The following is a 20033-nucleotide window of genomic DNA, read 5'->3' as shown; positions in this document are numbered from 1 at the left end:
TCACTCCTTGCAGTTGGCCGCGCGGGCGATCACCCGAATGACGTTGTTGGTGTGTTCGCACACGCGTGCGGGCGTGCGCATGTGGTCGGTCGCCTGCATGACCTGCGTGAGCACCGAGCGGAAGTCGCCCGAAAACGACGCGTTGAATTCGACCGGCAGGTCGTCGTCGATCTTCCACGCGAGCTGCCAGCCTTCGGTCTGCAGCCAGCGGTCGAGCGCATTGCGCAGGTTCGTGTCCTGCGGCGTGATCGTGAAGGACACCATGCCCGTCGGTTCGCCGCTTGCCGCACCGGGGACGACCACGGTCTTCACGTCAACGGATACCCCAGCTGAGGCCTGCGGCGTGGCGGGCGTGATCGGCGCGGCCGAGGCGAGAACCGTCGGCGCGACGGGCGTCTGGCCGGATACAGGCGCATGGGCGGGTTGCTGTTCGGGCGCTGCGGTGCCGCCGCTTCCCAGCATCTGCCAGCCGTCGCCTGCGGGCGCGGGCACCTTCGACTGGTCGGGTTGCATGGCGGCCACCGCCATCGTCACGGCGCCAGCGAGCGCGAGTGCAAGCAGGGCCTGCGTGATCTTCCGGGCATAAAGGCCGGAATCCTTCGGGAAGTGTTTGCTCATGATTTTTTAGTGACCCTGCAGGCGTCGGTAGATCGAATTGGCGTAGACAAGCTGGCGTGAGCTCGACGTCGCGTTGTACGCACCGACGGCTTTCCAGGTCGGCCCGAACTGTCGAAAGTTCGAGGCGAGAATCCACGTGCCCACGTAAGCATTCACACAGGCGTTAAAAAGGTGTTCGCGCTGGATGCCGAAGCGTGCGAGCTTCGGAAGCCACGAGGAGTTGATCTGCATGAGGCCGATATCCTCGCTGCCGTTCGCGTTGATGTTGATCGCGTTCGCGCGCATGCCGGACTCCTGTTGCGCGATAGCACGCACGAGGCGCGGGCTGATATGCCGGTACGCCGCAGCGTCGTCGATGCAGTCGGCCCGAGTCACGGCGGGCAGAGCGAGAAGCGCGATAACAGGCAGGACGGCGTAGCGCATCAAGCCGCCCCCGCACGCTCGAAGTACTTCACGTCGTGGCGACGAAGCACGCTCACCGTATTGCCGTCGGCCGTGACGATGAACTGCTCCGAGGTGCCGTTGAACCTGTAGAAGCGGCCCTTCTGCTCGCCCGAGCCCAGGTGATGCACGTCCGCGACAGTGACGTTGATGACCGTCGGCGCAAACTTGAAGTACGTCTGCCCGCCTTCGTCGAAGACGGCTTCGAGGTGCGCGCCGTTGCCAGCCGGGAAGTCATAGACGGTGCCCGCACTACGCGCCACCTCGACGCGGTTCGTCGGATCAGCGACAACAAAACGATCCACACGGTCGATCGTCATCACGCTGGTATCCGCATCCCACTTCGGATGCAGCGAGCTGCCATCCGCGCGCGTGAATTTCAGGTCCTTCGGTTTTGCGGCAAAACGGATCTGCGTGTGCGTGTCGTCGCCATCGCGGATCGCGTTCGCACCGAAGTACTTCGCGAGGAGCGACTCCGCTGCAGGCACCGCTGCGACAGCGTCCGACGCTGCCGAAACCGGGTCGGCATGCGTCACCGTTGCCCCCGCATAGGCCAGCGCACCGGACTTCTCCACATCGCGGCGCAGACGCACATGGCGACTGTCGAAATCCACGTCTGCATAGAGGCCGGTCTGCGTCATCAAACGGTCAAGCGCGTGCATCCAGTTCTCGCCAGGCTGCGTCTCGAAGCGGTTCGCCGCGGTCAGGTCCACATCCTTCTGCGCGGACCCGCTCCAGCCCTGTGGCACCAGCGCCTTCACGATCGAGGCCACTGCCATAGTCCCGTTAAGGCTACGCACCGGCTCGAGCGCGCCACGTTCGCCGATGAGCGCGAGGCGCCCGCTGAAACCTGCGAACGTCGCCGGCTGATCGTCGCCTGCGCCCGGCACCATGCCGTGACCGCCGATGAACGCGTTCGCGCGGTTCCAGGTCGCGACGGCAGCGTGGCCCGCGACGCTGAGCTGGATCGTGGCCGGTGTGCCGTCCACCACCATATAGGGGCCTTCCCGATGGCTGCCCGCCACCGAGATCGTCTGGCCGGCTCGCGGCTGGATATAGGTCTTTGTTCCATCATTGAAGACAAGCGCCGGACGCTCGGCGATGCCGCCCGCGATCTCGTAGTCGAAATCGAACGGGTCGGTATTTGCCGCAGAGGCAATCTGCGCAGCACCGATGGCGCACAAGGTCGCGAGAGTAAGAAGCCTGCGCGTCATCTGATTTGGCTCCGATCAACCCGGTCATTCATGGCGGCGAGGAACGGAGCGCCGCCGCTTGACAGTGGCATCCCATGGTTAAAATGACCGGCATGATCCTTGTCTACCGCTACCGCGTAAAGTCGCTCAACGGCCTGCTCAACACGCAGAGCCGGGCGGTGAACTACGTATGGAACTTCTGCAACGACACGCAGAAGCACGCGCTCAAGTGGAGCAAGAAGTGGCCAACGGGCTTCGACCTGAATGTGCTGACAACAGGCTCGAGCAAGGAACTTGGTATCCATTCCGGCACGGTCAACGCGACGTGCGAGCAGTACGCGAAGTCGCGCAGCCAGCACCGGCGTCCTTACCTGCGCTACCGCGGACGGAACGCTCTTGGCTGGCTGCCTCTGAAGGGCCGCGATCTCAAACGCGAGGGTGACTCGTTCCGCTTCGCCGGCAATACGTTCCGCGTGTTCAGCAGCCGCCCGCTGCCCGAAGGCAAGATCAAGGACGGCACCAACTTCGCCCGCGACGCACGCGGCAACTGGTTCCTGAACATCGTGATTGAGGTCGCTGACGTGTCCGCGCGTCCGATCCGCGCGGGTGTGGGCATCGACCTTGGTCTGAAGGACTTTGCTGCGCTTTCTACCGGCGAAAAACTGCCCAATGACCGGTTTGGTCGAAGCGCGTCTGACAAGCTGGCGAAGGCACAGCGTGCGCGCAAGCATAAGCGGCATATCGCGAAGCTGCATGCCAAGGTTGCGAATGCCCGCGCCGATTTCCAGCACAAGCTCGCGCTCAATCTGGTGCGGCGCTTCGATTACATCGCGGTCGGCAACGTGTCGGCCGCAAAACTCGCCAAAACCAGGATGGCGAAGAGTGTCTATGACGCATCCTGGTCGTCCTTCCGGGACAAGCTCCGTTATAAAGCGATGGCGCACGGGGCCACGTTCGAGGAAGTGAACGAAAGCGGTTCTACCCAGTCCTGTTCGGCGTGCGGCTCGAAAAGCAGCACGACGCGGCCGAAAGGTATCGCGGGACTGCGAATAAGGGAGTGGATCTGCAGTAGCTGTGGTGTCGTGCATGATCGTGATACCAATGCTGCGTTAAACATTCTCCGATGCGGACGTGCATCGCCGGTTGTGGGAATCCCCTGCCATTAGGCGGGGGAGGACGTCAAAGGCCCGCGTTGATCTGGTTGAGATGACGCACGAAACGCGCGAGGTAAGCACTGCCCGGCACCGGGTTGGCGCTGTGATAGTAGGCAATGGCCTTCGCAATGGAATGCGTGCGGCTGTAGTTCTCGTTGAGGATCGCTTCCGCAACATGGATGTTCGTTGCGGGCGCAAGGGCATCCCACGGCGAGGCAAAGCGCCACCGGTGGTAGCAGTAGTTGATCTGCATGATTCCGACATCGAAGTCGCACCGGCCCGCCGCGATGAGCGCGCGGATCGCGCCATAGGCGTCGGAGCGCGAGCGAAAGAAGAAGCCCCGGCCTGCAACGTTGAGCGTCCACGGCCATGCGCGGCCGTTGTAGGCCGACTCGTTCAGGGCGATGCCCGCAAGCACCTTCGGATCGACGCTCGTATGCAGCAGCACGAAGGGCGTCTCCGCCCTTGCGCACGCCCATCCTCCGCGGCCTTCCGTGATCGCGGCCTGCGCTTCGTCGTCGAGTTCGTCCGGCTGCAGCCAGCCGCTGCGAATCATGAGCCCCGCGAGCGAGACGTCGCGCGCGTCGACAGAGACAGTCATTCCCTGCTCCGGCGTGCTACGCACGGACTGCCCAACGAGAGGCGACGCCCATGAGTCGAACGCGGCCAGGCCGCAATACAGCACAGGCTTTCCGTCCAGTGCCGCAACTTCGCGAGCGCCGCTCGAGGACAGCACGAGCGAAACCGGGCTGATGAGTTGCGCAATCGAGGCCGCGTGCGCCGTGCCGGACAGGAGCGCAGATATCGCGAGAGAACTGAGGGCGCGCTTAACCACGATACGGCTCCAGATGGATATCGCGGTTCACCTTGATCATGAAGCGTTGGCCCGGCTTGATCGTGATCGTCGGTGGAATATTCTGGTAGCGGTTCAGGATGGACTGCGACGTCTGCGCCGCGACCTGCCCAGCCGTGTTACCCACTTGCGTGACGCCCAATGGACCGGTCGTGGTGGAACTCGTGTCGCTGGTGAAGTGGTTCAGCAGGATCGCGGTCAAAAACGACGCACCGAAGATCTTCAGGAAGTGGTTGTTCACGTCGCCGGAGAAACCGGCGTAGCCGTTCTGGTCCGCGCCCTCGGAACCATAGAGCGGAACCTGCTTGCCGTTGGGCAGGCGCATCTCGGTAGCAGCGACGAGAATGCTCTCCTGGCCAACCTTGATGTCGCTCTGGTACGGCGCGGTGATCATGGCCCCCTTGGGAATCATCAGGCAGGTGCCCGTGACGCTGTCGTAGACGTCCTGTTCGACCATGAGCGCGGCGGTTCCAGGCCGATCCGAGTTCTCCCCTTCCATCACCAGCACCGGAATGTGGTGCGGCGGCGAGAGCGTGCACGAACCCGACTGGCCCACGAAGCCGGCACTCAGGAAACCCTCACCCGACGCGGACTGCGCCTTTGCGTCTTTGAGGAAATCGAGATCGCGGTCTGCCGACGAGGTTTTGGTGTTGCCCTGACCCATTGCAGCCGCAAGCACCTTTGCCTGCGCGTCTGCACTGCCAGCCGCGGCTTGCTGCGCGGCGATTTGCTGCAACGCCATCTGTTGGGGCGTCAGGATGCCGTTCACGCCGCCCGCGTTCTGCGCGTCGGCCGGCGCCTTCACCTTTACACCGGGGATGAAGATCGGCGAGGCGTAGACGTTGTCTTCCTTTGCGCCAGCCGACAGGTCTGCGGTACGCGAGCCAGCTTCAAACTGGTCGAGTGACAACGCCGGCTTCGAACTGGCGGTCTGAGGCGCAGACGCCCCGGCAGCCGCGGCCTTGCGCGCGCGCTCTTCGTCGCGACGCGCTGCGGCCTGCTGATCGCTGATGATCCGGTCGATGTCGTTCCCGCTGGGCCCGTGATCGACGGAGGCGGCGGCCTTTGCTGCCTTGTCATCTTTCGCCTGCTGTTCGGCCTTGTCGCTTGCCTTCGACTGGTAGTAGTAGCCCATTGCGCCGATGAGCACGGCGAAGATCGCGCCAACAGCCACGAGCGCGTTGCGGGGCGACTTGCCCTTGACGACGCGGTCCTGGTCGGAGGTCGGGGAGGAGTTCTGCGTCGACATGCGTTCAGAACCCGAAGAGGCCCGGGCGACGGCGCGTGATCGTCACCTCGTCGTTGGCGGCGCGCAGCACAATCTTGTCGGCCATCTGCTGGACCACGATGTACTGCCCGCGACGGATGAAGTTCGGGCTCACGTCATCGCCGTGATCCTTGACGATCGGCACGGCGAACGGCGCGTCCGCGGGCAGGCGCAGCCATACGGCCTTACCGTCGTCGAACACCGTCTCCGGCTTGAAGGGCGCAGACCCGTCTATCTTGTAGTCAAAGTTGAGCTTGTCGGGCGAGACACCGAGCGGGCCAGTGTCGTTCGGTCCACCCGCACCAGTTGCCATGGCACTCCCATCAGCGTTGTCGCGAGCGCGGACCTTGGCCATAAGCGACTCGGCATAGTGAAAGCGCACGCTCTGGTAGAAGAGCCCGCCCACCGGCGACGAGACGAGCGTCATGTCGTACTCGCGCATGTTGGTCGTGAGGTGGAGCGTATTCACAAGCCCCGGCTTTACCGGCTTGATATAGACGTGGTTCGCGCCATCCGTGTCGATGATCCACTGGACGGAGTCACCCATCGCTGGGTCGGTGATCAGCTTCTCGCCGGTCGCAAGTTCGATGGTCGTGAGCTTCAGCGGCGCAGCCATGATGCGGAAGATCTGGTCGCGGCTGTAGTTGAAAACTACGATGCGCGCGTCGTTGGGCATCGTGACCGGATCCGTGCCGGAGTTGTACGGATTCACCGGACTCATCGGGTCGCCCAGGATAGCGCCGACGTCGAGCGAACCGGCAGCCGACGTAACTTTGCGCGCGGCAATCGCGGGATGGGAAATCGCCAGCGCGCAGGCGAGCGCGGCGAGCGGCAGCAGTGAGCGGGATGCCGGGATCGTCATGCGGTTTTCTGGAGCGTGAAGAACGGGAAGTAGATCCCGAAGGGGTTTGTGCCGACCGCATCGTCCGAACTGGCCGGGAGGATCTGGTAGCGCAGCGTGAGTGCGTAGCGTTTGTCGACCGGTTTGTCGGCGGGAAACTGGGTCGTAGAGGTCGTGAACTCGACCACGACGGTCGAATCGTCCAGCACCGAGACGCTGCTGACCTTGACCTCGCGAACGAGCTTCGGATTACGCGTGATCTCCTGGAACGGCGCATCGTCCTTGAGCCAGGCCGCGAACTGGTTCTTGCCGTTGTCGACCATCTGCGACTTCACCGAATTGATATTGCGGGCAAGGCGCGAGGTTTCGATGGTCGGAGACAGCACCGGCTCAATCGTGAACCAGCGCTGCACCGACTCGGTGACGGACGAACGCAGCGCCTGATCGTCTGGCTTGTAGGCTGCGAGTTGCCGGACGAGCGGGCGGCCGCCGGCGTCGGCGGAAATGCCGTAAGACTTCACGACGGACGGAGGCGGCTGGCGCGTCCACACGGCGCCGGCCGCGACGAAGGCCAGAACGAAGTTCAGGATCTTCGAGTGGTTGAGACTGACGCGCAGGCGCGTGCCACGATCGAAGATGATCCCTTCCGGATCTTCTTCGGAATACCCTCCCGGTGCGGTGGAAAGGGCAATTTCTTTACGGGAACGACTACGAAAGAGGGGCATGACGCGCGCAGACTGTGGGCTCGCGTCAATTGAATCAGTCCAGGGCGTCGGTCCCCGGAGCAAAAGACAAGCTATTTTGCATACGATTGCGGCAGCAGCATTTTGGAAGCCGTTTCGTTTAGGCGCCTAAACGCTTAAACCCGGAATGGTGCAGTTTTTCGGTAGCTTTTGACCGGAATCCGATTGCGCAGAGGTAGTAGCCTTCGGTTCAAACGGTTCACACTTTCGCTCTCAGCCAAAATCCTTTAAAAACATTAAGTTACGACGAGAAGCGAGGCTTTTCCGTTTAGGCGCCTAAACGGGATTATTGCAAATTTCATGTCAATATATGACATTTTTAGATTCTAAAATTCAATTATTGCAACCAATACAAGCAATCAACCCAAAAACACGACTTCCGGGCTCCCACACTTGACACTAACTCAGGGCAATTAAGCTTTGGAGATCCGACAACGTTGACGATCATGGAACCGAAAACCAGCCCGAAACCTATTCCCAACAGAGTGACGGCCATAGCTGTCCATGCGCGCATGCGCGCTAACTCCGCCTCGCATTACGAACTTGGCCTGTTTTATCAAGCTATGCTTAAGAGGCGCCTATGGTCTTCACACCGTGATCTAGCGGAATCATTTGGCGTTTCCAGACCGAACGTATCGAAAGCGATCGCGTTAGCGCGCATTCCATCAGGAGTCGTCGACGCTATCGGTGGCGCGGAGCACATCAGCTTTCGCATTGGTCCACTCTTGTTGGACGCGATCGACAAGATTGGCGAGGCCGTTTTCATCCGAAGAGCGCGCGAGGCTGTACGTGTAGGTTACGCCGCGGTGGATGACATCTTGGAGTTCGCCGTGTTCGATAGAATCCCGCAGCGCGCGCCGAACAAGATTCAAGTTCACTTGGCGCGCGACAAAAAGTCACTACGCGTAGATATTCCTGATCTCGATGAGCTGCTACCGCATCTTCCACGAGTGGAGACGTTTATTTCAACGGCGTTCGTAATGTTTAAAGCGGCGCTCGACGCGGACATCGCCGCCAATGCCGAGAAAGCTCAACGCCGGCTGAGAACGAAATCGCCGGGCCCAAAAACCAGGACCCGGTGAAACGTCAAGCCGCGTCGCCTAGGTCAAGACGACTCTGTGGATGCTGGATGAACTGAAAGTCCAGAGAATTTACGGCGCGCCCGAGCTTTACGGGCTTCCAACTGATCACGAGATCGGCCTTCGAGTTCAGTTCATTCACAGCCATCTCAATCACTCTGCGCTTGATGTCCGCGAATCGATATGTGTCCGGTATCTCAAGCACGTTGCGAAAATCCTCCAAGGTGATCAGCAAACGACCTCGATCTCGCTCGCGCATTAACAACTCGAGGAGGCGCCACGAATAGAGTGATTGAAGGCCTCGCGCAAACTCGATCTGATACGACACAAACCGTCGCTGCAGCAAGAAGATGTGTGGCGTCAGGTCCGGCGAGAATGAAATCTCTGCCCAGCCCTCGCCTTCGTGGTACACGGCTTTCCAGACCCAATTGAGAGATACCTTCCGTGGACCATCCATGTAGGTCAGCGTTCTCTTTTGGAGGCTCGCGCAACCATCCCGCAAACCCTCGTACGCTGCCGTTGCCTGCTTCTCGCCAGTTCTAGGAGCCAGCGCTGCCAACGCAGCGAATTCGTCCGCTCTCACACGAACCGAGACATAGCCGTTCGAGCGCCCGTGCAAGAAAGGAGATTTTTTGCTGTCGACGCAACGGAGCGCCGCCATCATCACGCGCTTCTCGTTTAGCGAGAGTCCTTGCTGAGCATTCACCAGCGCCCGACTCATGGCGACAGTGCCCCTGATCCGACCGTCGCCGTCCGTTGCGGGCTCGTCCGAACTCTCGATTGTGATCGGTTCAACTTCTACAATCTCTACCTGCGGTTGCTCTTCGGGTTGTTTTTTCTTTCGCGGCACAAAAGTGACTCCTCACCATGGACGTCACAATTATAAGGTGACATCGGCACTAATCAAGTCACCATTGTGGATAACGGTCGGAATGCGTCCACTCCAGACCGGAATAAGTCAACTTGGGGTCGGATTGCGTCACGTCGAGGTCGGAATGCGTCACCTCAAAAGTAAAAGTAGACGCCAAAAATCTCGAATAAACAAATAGTTGCGAAGATTCGCCGACCGTTTACAAAAGGTTTTACAAACGAGTTTACTAACTGTCTTACAAAAGAAGCCTAGATAAAGTCGCTGCGAAACAACAAAAGGCCCAAAGCGCGGAGCGTAAGAGGTTTCGAACGGGCTTCGGAGCCTATCAAAGGTCGGAATACGTCACTTTTGATGCGCCGCGACAAACGATCTTAGGAGCGCCAATCCAGGTCGGAAAATGTCACCCATGAGACGAGTGCTCCACAAGCACTCTGTTAGCTGGCAAGACCTGGGCGCAATCGCTGAGTGTTGGCGGCACTAACTCGCAGATTCCAAACAACTTTTCCGTCAGCCTTCCGAACATAGGTGACATTGTCCGACCCAATCGAGGCCCTAGACGGAAAGGTGACCTATTCCGACCTGCTTTTGACGATACCGTCTCCGAAAGGTGACTCATTCCGGGCTGCTTTCGCGGCTAAAAGATGACGTTTCCCGACCCGGAAACCTGAGTCACGAGCAAAGTGACGAGCCAGTGCAGTTGCGCAAAATCCGAAAAGTGACGTTTCCCGACCCGCGCCCCCAAACTTAGTCCAGTTCTCGGTGACGTATTCCGACCCGCACGACCCCGCCCCAGCAAAAAGTGACGTTTGGCGACCCGCTTTTGCCGATGGGCAGGTTGAAAGGTGACGCTTTCCGACCCAGAATCACCGACGTGTGCCTTGAAGTGAGCGCTTGCACTCGTCCTTGAGGTCAAAAACGCGAAAGGTGACGCTTTCCGACCCGCGGCGCGAAACCCCTCTGTGTCGGGCGGTCTTTCAACAGGAACGGGATGAATAGCTGAACAGAAAGGTGACGTTTCCCGGGCTAACGCTGTGATGTCGACTCTGCCAATGCGATACATCGCATCCGTGGCCCGGAAAACGTCACCTTTCGAGTCCCGCCGTCCGCGGGCGGGGGGCCATCAGCTTTCCCGAAGGCGGATGCGGGAGCGCGCGCGGGATAGCGGCGCCCACCACGGGTACATCGTCAACGAAGTTCAATGTGCCTTGTGGCCGTCTTCGTCGAGAAGCTTTTTGAGTGCTTCGATATAGACCGCGGCGCGTTCTGGATTTTCCAAGGCCAAACTAACCTGAATATTGCCGTTACCCCACTCCTTGATTGCTCCAATCGAAGCGCCTTCAGAGCTCGAGATTTTGTATTGCCTTGTGAACGTCTTTCGTGGAGCGCGGCCCTGCGAAAGCCCCTCGCGTATCGCCTTCACCTTCAGGAATGACAAGCCTTCATCGACGATTTTCTGAGCAAGCTCGCGCGTCTTCGGTTCGTCAGTTGCCTTCAAAAATTGCGAGAGTTCGTACGAAATGTTGAGACCGAATTGCTCTGGATACAGAGCGATGAACTCTTGCACCGACGTCGGCAGCTCCAGCACAGCCAGGGTCTTACTGACCTTGGACTTTCCCTCCTCAACCAAGAGTGCGAGTTCGTCGTTCGTTTTCGCATAGCCCTCGTCGAGCAGTTTTTTGTATCCGAGTGCCACGTCAAGGACCGTCTCTTGTTCGCGCTCGTTGTTCGCGGCCCGCGCGAGTCTGTAGAAATCGATCGGCGCGAGGCCATCCAGGATCTTGAGGTCTAACGTGGTGCCGCGATTCCGCAGTGCCCCTTGCTTTCGATAGTGTCCGTCGATCAGTATCGTTCGCGTATTGTCGCTAGGGTGTCTCGCTGCAAGCGCGGGCACAAGCTGCCCGTCCTTTGCCATTGAAGCGGCACGGGCCGAAATCTTTTCCTCTTGATAGATGGTCCGGCTGTTCAGCGGATTATCGTCAATCTTGTCGATAGGCCACATAGCGTAGATCGCTGTAATCTTGCCGTCGCGCTCCAGCGTCTCTACGTAGGTATTGGGAGCCACCGCCCGGATCGGGGACTCGTCCGGGGCGGTTTCCAGAAGCGTCTCGCGACCGTCGAGGGCGGCTTCAACGCGCTCAAAGCGAGAAGCGATGCTCGTGTCCCGCAGTTCCTTATCGCGTTGCACGCCGGCGTTCAGTGCCGCTGAGAAGTTCTTCTTCGCCATCGTTACTCCCCTAGGACCTTCAGTACTTCGTCGACGAATGCGTTGATCTCCTTGTGCGCTGCTTTGGCACCGCGGATCTGCAAAACGGTGCTCCCGGAGACCTCCGCCTCCTTGTACGCAGTCCGGAAGCCCAGACGCGTCTTTAGCATCGGAATATCTTCATCTTGCTCAGCGGCTTCAAATATTTGCTGAACAATCGTCACCTTTTGATCCATGTTGGCGAGCGAGCGAAGCTTTAGGTCGGGATTTGTCACCTGAGCGGTAACCCCAAGCTTTTTCGCTTCTTGAACCGCCCAGAGGTTACCGCCCGAGGCGCCAACCGGGATTAAACCAAGATCGGAGATCAGCAGCGCAACGGACGGGGCACTGGACCGAATCGCCGGCGGGCAGTCGATGATTATGAAGTCATAGTCATCAACGAATTTTGCGATTTCACGATCCGGCCGTGGACTTCTAGACAGGCTCGTTAATGCAGCCGGGAACGGCCGATCATCAGACGCTGCGCCAACTGAAAGAGTTGCCGTGCCTTGTTCGTCCAAGTCTACGAGCAGCGTCTTATGTCCCCTTAAGCCGAGAACGCCGGCGAGGTTGCAGGAGGTTGTCGTCTTCCCGGACCCACCTTTCTGATTAAAGACAGTAATTATTTTTGCTGCCATGCGGGCTCCATTCGTTGTTCCGCTCAGGACACTCATCACTTGCGGTTTCTACGTAGAAACCGGCAGATATAAGGTTCGCAGAATGTTAGGCAGCGCGGCAAAATATTTCAAGGAAATTTGCCGATTTCAATGAAATTTTGTGGGAATCGAGCCTGAAGCCTTCGTTATCTCGTGTCGAAGGTCCGGGAGAGAAGATGTTCAACAACGGAGGTTTTGGATCAGCGCTACGGAAGTCATTTGGAGATTAGATTTGAGTTGGAGTTCTCCCCGGAGCCACACGCCGCAAAATGTGTAGATCTTCGGGAGCGACAGGCACACCCCGCGCTTTAGCGAATAGCGTGACGTGGTACAGCCCGCAACGAAAGAGTTTCTACGTAGAAACTTCCAATTACCGAGATGGCAACCGGACATAGAAACGAACGGCCTTTTCGCTCCGACCCGGCGTTCACGTAGCTTTCCGTAAAAGCCGGCGAGTCCTGGACGGGTGGCTGAAGCTAGCTCCTCTGTACGGCAACGATCAACGGTGACATTTAAAAAGTCGATTACCGAGCGCATCGTCCCATTAGTTCCGTTGCACCACCGCAGGGGAGGAAAGCACAGTTTCCACGTAGAAACTGAGGCTTCGACGTATCGACCGAGCGTTCGATGCTGGCCGGGCGCCGGCCAGTTTCTACGTAGAAACTGGCGACTGTGAGCGCCCCGTTCCAATCGGTTTAGCACGAGGCCGGCACAAACGAGTTTCTACGTAGAAACTTCCCATTACCGAGATGGCAACCAGACGTAGAAGCGAATGGCCTTTCCGCTCCGACCCGGCGTCCACGCAGATTTCTATTAAAAGCCGGGAGTCCGTGAAGGTTGGCTGACGCTAGCCCTCTGTACGGCAACGGTCATCAGTGGCATTTAAATTTAATTCTCGGGGCGCATCGTCCCGTAGTTGCGTTACACCCTGCGGCGAAGGAGATCGCAGTTTCAACGTAGAAACTGAGCCTTTGACGTACCGACTGAGAGCTTGATGCTAACTGGGGGCCGGCCAGTTTCTACGTAGAAACCGGCGACTGTGAGCGCCCCGTTCCATCTGCGATCGTCTTAGCGCGAGGCCGGCACAAACGAGTTTCTACGTAGAAACCGGCAAGTCAGGTACGCAGTATCTAGGCAATGATTGGTAAACGGGTCGGGACAGTGTGCGCGCGGGAAAAGCACCACGTTTCCCGATGACGAAACGTACGGGCAGCCTCGCCTTCTCCACCCACAAGACGGGCGAGTCCCCCTTGTTGAGGCGGACGTATCCCACGGGGCCCGGGGCAGTAGGCGTCACTGACTCCTGGATAAGGTCGCAGTTTGGCTCTGCGCACGATCCGTTCTCCGGGATAGAGCCGGAGTTTATCTCCGACGTTCTCCCCCGGAGGCTTCTCCGCTAGACGTTGCTCGACTCGATCCGCGCCGGATGTTGATCGAGAATCTTCTCTACGACGTCGAAGCCCCCTTGGTTATTCGCTGCTGCCACGCTGAAAGAGTGCCAGCAGCGGGCGAGGGAACGATCGAGTGACGCTTTAGGTGGTCACCCCTTCTCGCGTGACGATAAATCACCGGCGGGAGCGCGGTAAGCAGGTCTGTTTTGATAAGGGACTGCGCCGAGTGTGGTCGCGATTCTCAGCGCAAAAACGAACGGGGGAGTAGGGTGTTTTCGGTTTCACGGGTCTCTCGTACGCATCCGATGATGTGACAATTGCCGCGCTCGACTACGCTTTCCGCTCTCGGGACCCCGTACGGATAGCGGCCAGGGAAGAATCTCGGCGCTGAGTCGGCTGCTGGCGACTGGCGCAAAGGTCTCACGGCAAATCCCTATTGGTTTCTCCGAACCCGGTCCATGGAGTGGGGCATCGCCGCGCTCAATCGCCAGCAATATCAACGCAACCGCCGTGTCGATAAAGTCACGCTGGGGATAAGGGCCGCATCAGTCTATGAGCAACGCGAAATGCGCGCAGCGTGGCGACCACGTCGAGCGCAGTCCCTGGGGATCTGTCGTCCAGCCGACATGATCTCTGCAACGCGCGGAGTTTCACAACTAACCGTCACCGACTCGAATGCAAAGAAAACGCCTGCGGCGCGGAGCAGTGTCCGCTCGGACGCGCGACGGCAGGCAAGGCAAAAAGTGGCAATGTCGTCGCCGCCAGACACTCATTTCGCGGCAGTTGAAAGCGCGAGCGAGACACGATGAGCAGTCTCGCGGACCGTCGGGCGCGCTCCTACCTAACCTAACCCGGGCGCAAAGCCCCGGGCGGCTTTAATGGAATCGGAGCGCTCGGTGCAAAATCGTGAAACATTCGAATGAGCAGGCTATCCGACCTGAGAACCATATGTGATGGGACTTTCGGACGTTCCGCAAGGTTTTGTTTCACGGAATCCGAGATCGAGGGTCAGCAAATTTCACTGGGAAGACCGGCCAATCATCGGAGGCCTCGTCTTTGAGGCATGCATGTATCGAACGATACGTAATTTGTAGCAAGTCGCAAGCGTCTCAAGCCCGGTGTTTGGCGGACTTAATCGTACGAGGAGCGTGGCGCCGGCCAGTCTGCCCAGTTCCGAACCGCGAATTCCAGCCTCAAGTTACGGCAACTCCGTCGGGTTAATTCACCTCGAAGACGGCCCGTCCGAATTGGCGCAATTGACCCCGGCCCGGCGAATGAAACCGCATGTCTGATAATCCCGCTATCAGACTTGACGATGTTGGCAAACCTGTAAAATTAGAGCTGTCTACCCGGCAACGGGCCTGGCGGCGCGAATCGCGCGGCGGGGCCTGAGAGCCCGTGTGTGGATACAATGGAGCGAAAAAGCCCGACCGACGAATGATCGACTATGTGACCCCGCCGCTGATCGCCCGCCTGTTTCCGGACCCGCCCGACGACGCCATCGTCGTGACCGAGCCCCTGCCCATTGACCTAACCGTGGAAGCGGTCGGCATCGACTTTGCCGGTACGCGGTTTCTCGTTTTCTTCGCCGACGTCATGGCGTACGCGGGAAACGACCCCGATTTCGTTCGCGACACAGCCACTGCATGGAACAATGGTTTCATTCCGGCGACGGGTTCGCGCATCGTCAAGTTCCTGCGTGCCGGCGCCGACCGGGACACCATGTTCGACCCGGGCGCGTGGCCGCTGCCGGACCCCGGCATGATCTGGCAGTTCATGGAGGTGCTCGCTGTGGCCGTCGAAGGGCATGCCCTAGCGTTTCCGGCCGTGCGCCAGTATTTCTATGCGCCGCAGAACGGCAAGCTCGACTCGCTCTATAATAGGATGTCGCGCCGGTTTGGCCGGGGCGAATTCGGGGCGTCGTTCCGGTGTGTGACGCGGCCCGCCACTGACGAAGGAGGATTCTATGGCTTTGAACGCATCTAGCAGGTTGCGCCCGAAAGTGGTCGCGATGCAGAAGCGCGGCTTTGCCGTGGTCCTAGAACACACCGAGGCCGCGATGGCGAATGGCACGCTGCCGAAGCAGCCTGCCCGGCCGATCTATCGCGCGACGCTGCGCGTGCGCGCACGGCGCACCGCCGAATCCCGGCAGGACTGATTCCGCCCGGGCACCGACAACGCCACCTTCGGGTGGCGTTTTTGTTGGCGGCGCGCGGCGGCGGTTCTTCGGCCGACCCCGTGGCACTTGGCCTTATGGCAATTTAACAGCTGCTGTGCCGGGCTGTTTCTTAAAACGCGCCGGAGAAGTCAGCCGCGCGGTTATCGTTGCAGCGATCACCAGCAACGAATGGCGAGGCGCTAGGGTCCTCCTTTAGCTTGCCGTCTACCTGTTATCAACATGAAGAAAAGTGAACTGTTTCCGGATCCGTGCTGGGATGTTCGGCGTGTGTTGAACCAGCAAAGCAGGTATCCGCGGCTGCTCTACAAGTACCGTCACGTTTCGGCGCAGCATCTCGAGCCGCTTTTGCTCAGCTCCACGTTTTATCTGTCGTCGCGCGAGCAGTTCAACGATCCCTTCGATGCCCAATGCGTTGTCCGCGTCAGCGCAGACTTGCAGGCGCGCAGAGCCAGGCTCGAGCAGCTCAAGTCGAGCGCGAAGGGTAGGCGGGCAGGGCAGCCTGCCGGCCTCAACATGAAACAACGGGAAGCGCTGCATGGCGATATGCTGACGCACGGCCGTGCGAAGATACGGGCGCAGAGAGCGTATGACCTGAATGCAAACGCCTACGGGATCTACTCAATGGCGGAAACGCCCCGTAGTTTGCTGATGTGGGCGCACTACGCGCACAACCATCGTGGTGTTTGCCTCGTCTTCTATGTTCCCGCCGACCCCGATGTCTTCACGTACGCGTTGCCGGTCGAATACGGTGACACCTATCCATCGATGGAGTGGACCAATCCTGACAGGACCGACGCGCTGAGGTCTCTTCTGACAAAGAGTACCGAGTGGTCCTACGAGCAGGAAAGCCGGATCCTGCGCACGCACGGTGCAAAAACCCTCCTGCCGTTTGAGCGGCGTGCGCTGACGGGGATCATTTTTGGTGCAAGATGTTCGGCCGAGAACAAGGAAACGGTGAAAGCGCTTGTCGAGCGGCGTATCAGAGCCGGAGGGACGTCTCCAGCGCTCTTCGATGCGCATCTCGCCAGCGAAAGGTACGCGATCGGCATTTTCCCGCACGGAAAGCCGGCGCCACAAAGGTGGCGTGGCAGGCCAGCATCGCGCAGACGATCACGTCGGATCACACGTCCGTCGGCTGCCGCCGAACATTGCAGCGCTGATGCTTCCGGCGCGGCCTAACGGTGAGGGTGTTGCCCCATGGAAGTTACGAACTGACGGTCGCCAACGCCGCAGGGGGTGTCGGTCGGCTAGGCGTAGGCCGCCAAAAACGCGCGGCCGCCTCGGGTACCGGACGCCAAACTGGCCCACCCTTTTTACCTTCTAGACCGCGGTTCTGCTCGCAAAGCGGCCCTGCCGAACAGGGAAGGTTACTTGGGTCGGCGCGAGGCAGAGGCGCCACGAGTACGTTGGGCGGTTCTCGCTAGGCAAACGCAAGTCGCTACGCGGGCGTAAAAAATATTCGCGATCCCCCCTTTATTTAGAGCCATTTTGTCCGATCACCAAAACGTGGGTATCCAACCGTGATTTGCCCTTCGAGGCGTTTCGCGAAGTAAACGGACAAACTGATCTGACTATATGGCTCAAACCAAAATCGCATCTTTTGCCAAATGGCTTGCCGGTTCGTTGTTTCTTGCTGTCTCAGCCTATCTTGGGCAGCTGTATGCCACTATCGGCGCGGACGAGGCACAAAACCGCCCACGCCAGATTGATATCCAGAAGGTTCCCCAGCTTTCATGGGGCACGCTATCCCCCGTCCCGAACGCACGGTTCATCCTTCAGAACACGCAGACGAACGCGAAAATCGACCAGGTAGCCGACACTGAAATTGTGCTCTACAACTACACGGATCGGGACGCCGCCGAGACCCAGATCACCATTGCGGCCAACAACGCCGATGGCTCGCTCCCGGAGTTCCTCGGTGCGCGCGCTATGGATGGCGGTATCGAGGACTTCTCGGTCGCTGAGAGCATCAAGCCTGTTGTTCATGGCCGCACCGTGGCCTTTTCTTTCAAGGTGCCACAGGTGCTCCGGTCAACCAACGGCAACGGAAGTCACTCGTTCCAGCTCTACTTCGTCGGAAAGGTCGCCCCGAACCTTGCGGTTTCTGCGAGCGCGCCGAATTTTGGATGGCGAGCATGGGATTCCTCGCACCTGTTCGAAATGCAACTCGCAGAGCGCACGTTTTTCCAGCGGTACGGTGCGCGGTTGGCCATGATCGCAACGATCGCTGTCGCGTTGATGGCGCTGATTGCACAGGGCATTTTCCTCCGCAACCGCGAGAAGAAGCGCATGATGGCGCTGACTGATGTGGTCGATGAGACGCTCAAAAATGCGAAGCTCAAGGACCTTTCTAATGATCAGCGTCGCCTGTTGGCTTCTGACGTCGCGTTGAACAGTTGGACCTCAATCTACAAGTCTATGGGACGCCTTGAGCAGCAGGTTTCATCGAAGCCCGAGCGCGTTGCGTGAGCCGTGAGCTTGGCTGCTCCCGATTGCGGCGCCGGACTGCGGGGGCGCTGTTAATGTGGTCTACTCAAGCCGCTGGGCATTTCCCGATTGGCTACCTTCTTGCGCTGGCAAACCTTGACCACATGCATCATCAGGCAGAATTCGATGGCGCAGGGCACGACAAACAATGGGAACGCTCCTCAGTTATCCTCACACTGCAATGGGCCTTCACAGGCCCGCGCCCGCATACCCGTGCGATGGCTGGGACGTCGGCAGGATGGCAATGATGGTAACTCCACTTGGAGCAGACTCGCGTGTTCAATAGAAGACGCATCCCGTAGGAAATAAGGCTCCGAAATATGTACACTTTGGTTTGGTCGCATTCTTGGCACGGTCGCGGGTCTGGCTTTCACCTGATCGGCAACGGACCAAAAGCCGGCCGATCGCGAGTTCTACCTGACATCTTCCACTTCCGATGAACCCCGCTCTCAAAAAGACGGCAATCGGAGCAGTAACGGAAACGGCTGGCTCAGGCGTTGATGGGCCGTCAACCTTCGTTTTCACGATCAGCCCGATCCCGAAGAAGATCAACAAGCCCGGTCCCTTCAAGCTATCCAAGATCACGGAGGAATACCCGTACTTTTCGCATCTCCTGAACCTGACCGTGCAGGAAAAGGTTCGTGAATTGCCGGACTTCTCCGACGATAGGAATATCGCTGTCATGTCAGACATCGGTGGCGAACATGACGAAGCCAGGTTCGTTACCTACTCGTTCCTCTTCATGGCGTACGACAAGGTGGGACCATTCGAAGAGAAGGTAAAGGAGCTACGCAAAAAGTACGGTTTGCTGACGCCCTATAGTGAATTTGCTTATAAGAAGCTCAAGTCCGGCGCCAAGGCGCGCGCGCTCGCGGAATACCTCCAGATCGTCGACCGTTTCATTCATGGAGCCGTCGTTACGATTGCGATCGACACGAGCATCAAGACGGTGTTCGGAAGCGACAAAAAACAGGCACATCCCGCTATGCTGGAGCAGCTTGCGAAGGACGGTCTCGGGACTTGGGCCTGTCCTGCGGCCGAGCGGGTGTTGCGCGTGACGAACATCATCGCTGCCTTCACTGAGTTGCTTACTCACGAAAATCAGCGGCTGTTTTGGTACAGCGACAACGACCAAATCAACGACGACGGCAAGAAACGCAACTTCAAGCACACTCAGCAGATACTCGATCGCGTGCTGTATCTGACGCACAAGATCGACCAGATAGGGGTAGGGAAGTCATTCGATGAAAAAAGCTATCTGGATGATCTTTTGAGCGTGCCGGACCTCGCGGCAGGCGTGGTGCAGGATTTGTTGTTCCAGCACGAGACCGGAGCAGACGTTCCTGGCGGCGACGAGAAGATCATCGTGATGCGATGGATCGCTACACCCGCAAAGCACCTTGCCAAAATCACCATTCAGGTGAAGCGGATGGAGAACGGCGAGATCGGCTACGGGTCCGTGGATATGGCGGTGCCACAATAGCGCGAACTGCGCGAGATCGATAAGCTCAGTTTGAGACGGCGGTATGGCGGGGTGCAGGAGCCGTAATACGGCGCGAAGCTCAAGCTTGGCAATACGGGTTATCAGACTGGATGACGTTCTGCATGATCGCCGAGCGGCACATGTATGGCGTGACGTTGCCCGCGAGTTTCGTATCCGCTAACTGAGCGTTCATTATGCCGCTTGCTTTTGCTGGGCGGCATGCCAGCTTTGTTCAAACTGCATCGGACTGACGTAGTTCAACGTCGAGTGCAGACGCCCATGATTGTGGGAGTGTCTGAATTTTTGTGTGCAAGGCAGATAAAAGCCTGCCGTCTGGCAGGCTCATCAATTGCATTCTACAAATGATTTCTGGTGAAGCGATCCTCGTAGAGGATCGCGAACTGGTTCATCGCGGCTTTCCAGTCATGCGCGGCACGGCTCCAGTCAGCCGTGATATTGCGCAAGGCCAGCCAGAGCAGTTTGGTCGCGGCCTCGTCCGTCGGGAAGTGCCCACGCGTCTTGACGATCTTGCGTA

The 20033-nt window shown here is 58.9% G+C and carries 17 protein-coding genes and 1 pseudogene; 7 read left to right on the top strand and 11 right to left on the bottom strand.

Annotation, left to right across the window (positions count from 1 at the left end):
- From M3I54_RS37745 to M3I54_RS37735, 3 genes are read right to left on the bottom strand one after another with little or no spacing between them, the layout of a single operon-like run.
- Positions 1–618 (bottom strand): toxin co-regulated pilus biosynthesis Q family protein, encoded by a 618-nt coding sequence (locus M3I54_RS37745; RefSeq protein WP_254344939.1) that lies wholly within the window; start codon positions 616–618, stop codon positions 1–3.
- Between the two features lie 6 nt (positions 619–624).
- A complete protein-coding gene (locus M3I54_RS37740) occupies positions 625–1041 on the bottom strand; it encodes a lytic transglycosylase domain-containing protein (RefSeq protein WP_254344937.1) in 417 nt (138 codons plus the stop codon).
- Positions 1041–2273, bottom strand: coding sequence for a TrbG/VirB9 family P-type conjugative transfer protein (locus tag M3I54_RS37735; RefSeq protein ID WP_254344935.1), 1233 nt, complete (start codon positions 2271–2273; stop codon positions 1041–1043). Before M3I54_RS37735 ends, M3I54_RS37740 begins: the two co-directional genes overlap by 1 nt.
- 92 nt (positions 2274–2365) lie before the next feature.
- On the opposite strand from M3I54_RS37735, the gene M3I54_RS37730 reads away from it, so the two are divergent.
- Positions 2366–3418, top strand: a complete 1053-nt coding sequence (locus tag M3I54_RS37730; RefSeq protein WP_254316998.1) for a transposase — start codon at positions 2366–2368, stop codon at positions 3416–3418.
- Positions 3419–3431: 13 nt separating this feature from the next.
- Here M3I54_RS37730 and M3I54_RS37725 read toward each other — a convergent pair whose 3' ends face one another.
- From M3I54_RS37725 to M3I54_RS37710, 4 genes are read right to left on the bottom strand one after another with little or no spacing between them, the layout of a single operon-like run.
- The gene (locus M3I54_RS37725; protein ID WP_254316962.1) at positions 3432–4241 is read right to left on the bottom strand and encodes a transglycosylase SLT domain-containing protein; all 810 of its coding nucleotides are present in this window, start codon (positions 4239–4241) and stop codon (positions 3432–3434) included.
- Positions 4234–5508: a TrbI/VirB10 family protein gene (locus M3I54_RS37720; protein ID WP_254316963.1), complete on the bottom strand. Its 1275-nt coding sequence runs from the start codon at positions 5506–5508 to the stop codon at positions 4234–4236. Before M3I54_RS37720 ends, M3I54_RS37725 begins: the two co-directional genes overlap by 8 nt.
- A 4-nt stretch (positions 5509–5512) precedes the next feature.
- Positions 5513–6382 (bottom strand): TrbG/VirB9 family P-type conjugative transfer protein, encoded by an 870-nt coding sequence (locus M3I54_RS37715; protein ID WP_254316999.1) that lies wholly within the window; start codon positions 6380–6382, stop codon positions 5513–5515.
- Positions 6383–6384: 2 nt separating this feature from the next.
- Positions 6385–7092 (bottom strand): type IV secretion system protein, encoded by a 708-nt coding sequence (locus tag M3I54_RS37710; protein ID WP_254316964.1) that lies wholly within the window; start codon positions 7090–7092, stop codon positions 6385–6387.
- Between the two features lie 455 nt (positions 7093–7547).
- Here M3I54_RS37710 and M3I54_RS37705 point away from each other — a divergent pair, with 455 nt between their 5' ends.
- Positions 7548–8192, top strand: a complete 645-nt coding sequence (locus M3I54_RS37705) for a hypothetical protein (RefSeq protein ID WP_254344926.1) — start codon at positions 7548–7550, stop codon at positions 8190–8192.
- 4 nt (positions 8193–8196) lie between these two features.
- Here M3I54_RS37705 and M3I54_RS37700 read toward each other — a convergent pair whose 3' ends face one another.
- The 3 genes from M3I54_RS37700 to M3I54_RS37690 all read right to left on the bottom strand — a co-directional run bounded on the left by M3I54_RS37700 (position 8197) and on the right by M3I54_RS37690 (position 11940).
- The gene (locus M3I54_RS37700) at positions 8197–9039 is read right to left on the bottom strand and encodes a replication initiation protein (protein ID WP_254316966.1); all 843 of its coding nucleotides are present in this window, start codon (positions 9037–9039) and stop codon (positions 8197–8199) included.
- Positions 9040–10255: 1216 nt separating this feature from the next.
- A complete protein-coding gene (locus M3I54_RS37695; RefSeq protein ID WP_254316967.1) occupies positions 10256–11284 on the bottom strand; it encodes a ParB/RepB/Spo0J family partition protein in 1029 nt (342 codons plus the stop codon).
- Positions 11285–11286: 2 nt separating this feature from the next.
- Entirely contained in the window at positions 11287–11940 is a 654-nt protein-coding gene (locus M3I54_RS37690; protein ID WP_238467015.1) for a ParA family protein, read from the bottom strand.
- Positions 11941–14786: 2846 nt separating this feature from the next.
- On the opposite strand from M3I54_RS37690, the gene M3I54_RS37685 reads away from it, so the two are divergent.
- The 5 genes from M3I54_RS37685 (at position 14787) to M3I54_RS37665 (ending at position 19498) form a co-directional block, all read left to right on the top strand.
- The gene (locus tag M3I54_RS37685; RefSeq protein WP_254344924.1) at positions 14787–15335 is read left to right on the top strand and encodes a hypothetical protein; all 549 of its coding nucleotides are present in this window, start codon (positions 14787–14789) and stop codon (positions 15333–15335) included.
- Between the two features lie 25 nt (positions 15336–15360).
- Entirely contained in the window at positions 15361–15507 is a 147-nt protein-coding gene (locus tag M3I54_RS37680) for a hypothetical protein (protein ID WP_254344922.1), read from the top strand.
- Between the two features lie 240 nt (positions 15508–15747).
- Complete coding sequence (locus tag M3I54_RS37675; RefSeq protein ID WP_254316970.1) at positions 15748–16707, top strand: DUF2971 domain-containing protein; 960 nt, start codon at positions 15748–15750, stop codon at positions 16705–16707.
- A 396-nt stretch (positions 16708–17103) separates the two neighbouring features.
- Positions 17104–17997: a hypothetical protein gene (locus M3I54_RS37670; RefSeq protein ID WP_254316971.1), complete on the top strand. Its 894-nt coding sequence runs from the start codon at positions 17104–17106 to the stop codon at positions 17995–17997.
- Positions 17998–18451: 454 nt separating this feature from the next.
- Positions 18452–19498 (top strand): hypothetical protein, encoded by a 1047-nt coding sequence (locus M3I54_RS37665; RefSeq protein WP_254344920.1) that lies wholly within the window; start codon positions 18452–18454, stop codon positions 19496–19498.
- Positions 19499–19854: 356 nt separating this feature from the next.
- Here M3I54_RS37665 and M3I54_RS37660 read toward each other — a convergent pair.
- Positions 19855–20033: pseudogene (locus M3I54_RS37660) on the bottom strand (IS256 family transposase); the annotation flags it as partial.

The organism is Paraburkholderia sp. CNPSo 3274 (genome assembly GCF_024206475.1).
Classification (GTDB): domain Bacteria; phylum Pseudomonadota; class Gammaproteobacteria; order Burkholderiales; family Burkholderiaceae; genus Paraburkholderia.
Note: the sequence above shows the minus strand (reverse complement) of the source record. Positions and strands in the feature narration are given on the sequence as shown.

Coding starts and splice junctions, on each gene's coding strand:
- M3I54_RS37745 (WP_254344939.1), bottom strand. CDS start 618: ATGAGCAAACACTTCCCGAAGGATTCCGGCCTTTATGCCCGGAAGATC.
- M3I54_RS37740 (WP_254344937.1), bottom strand. CDS start 1,041: ATGCGCTACGCCGTCCTGCCTGTTATCGCGCTTCTCGCTCTGCCCGCC.
- M3I54_RS37735 (WP_254344935.1), bottom strand. CDS start 2,273: ATGACGCGCAGGCTTCTTACTCTCGCGACCTTGTGCGCCATCGGTGCT.
- M3I54_RS37730 (WP_254316998.1), top strand. CDS start 2,366: ATGATCCTTGTCTACCGCTACCGCGTAAAGTCGCTCAACGGCCTGCTC.
- M3I54_RS37720 (WP_254316963.1), bottom strand. CDS start 5,508: ATGTCGACGCAGAACTCCTCCCCGACCTCCGACCAGGACCGCGTCGTC.
- M3I54_RS37710 (WP_254316964.1), bottom strand. CDS start 7,092: ATGCCCCTCTTTCGTAGTCGTTCCCGTAAAGAAATTGCCCTTTCCACC.
- M3I54_RS37695 (WP_254316967.1), bottom strand. CDS start 11,284: ATGGCGAAGAAGAACTTCTCAGCGGCACTGAACGCCGGCGTGCAACGC.
- M3I54_RS37690 (WP_238467015.1), bottom strand. CDS start 11,940: ATGGCAGCAAAAATAATTACTGTCTTTAATCAGAAAGGTGGGTCCGGG.
- M3I54_RS37685 (WP_254344924.1), top strand. CDS start 14,787: ATGATCGACTATGTGACCCCGCCGCTGATCGCCCGCCTGTTTCCGGAC.
- M3I54_RS37680 (WP_254344922.1), top strand. CDS start 15,361: ATGCAGAAGCGCGGCTTTGCCGTGGTCCTAGAACACACCGAGGCCGCG.
- M3I54_RS37675 (WP_254316970.1), top strand. CDS start 15,748: ATGAAGAAAAGTGAACTGTTTCCGGATCCGTGCTGGGATGTTCGGCGT.
- M3I54_RS37670 (WP_254316971.1), top strand. CDS start 17,104: ATGGCTCAAACCAAAATCGCATCTTTTGCCAAATGGCTTGCCGGTTCG.
- M3I54_RS37665 (WP_254344920.1), top strand. CDS start 18,452: ATGAACCCCGCTCTCAAAAAGACGGCAATCGGAGCAGTAACGGAAACG.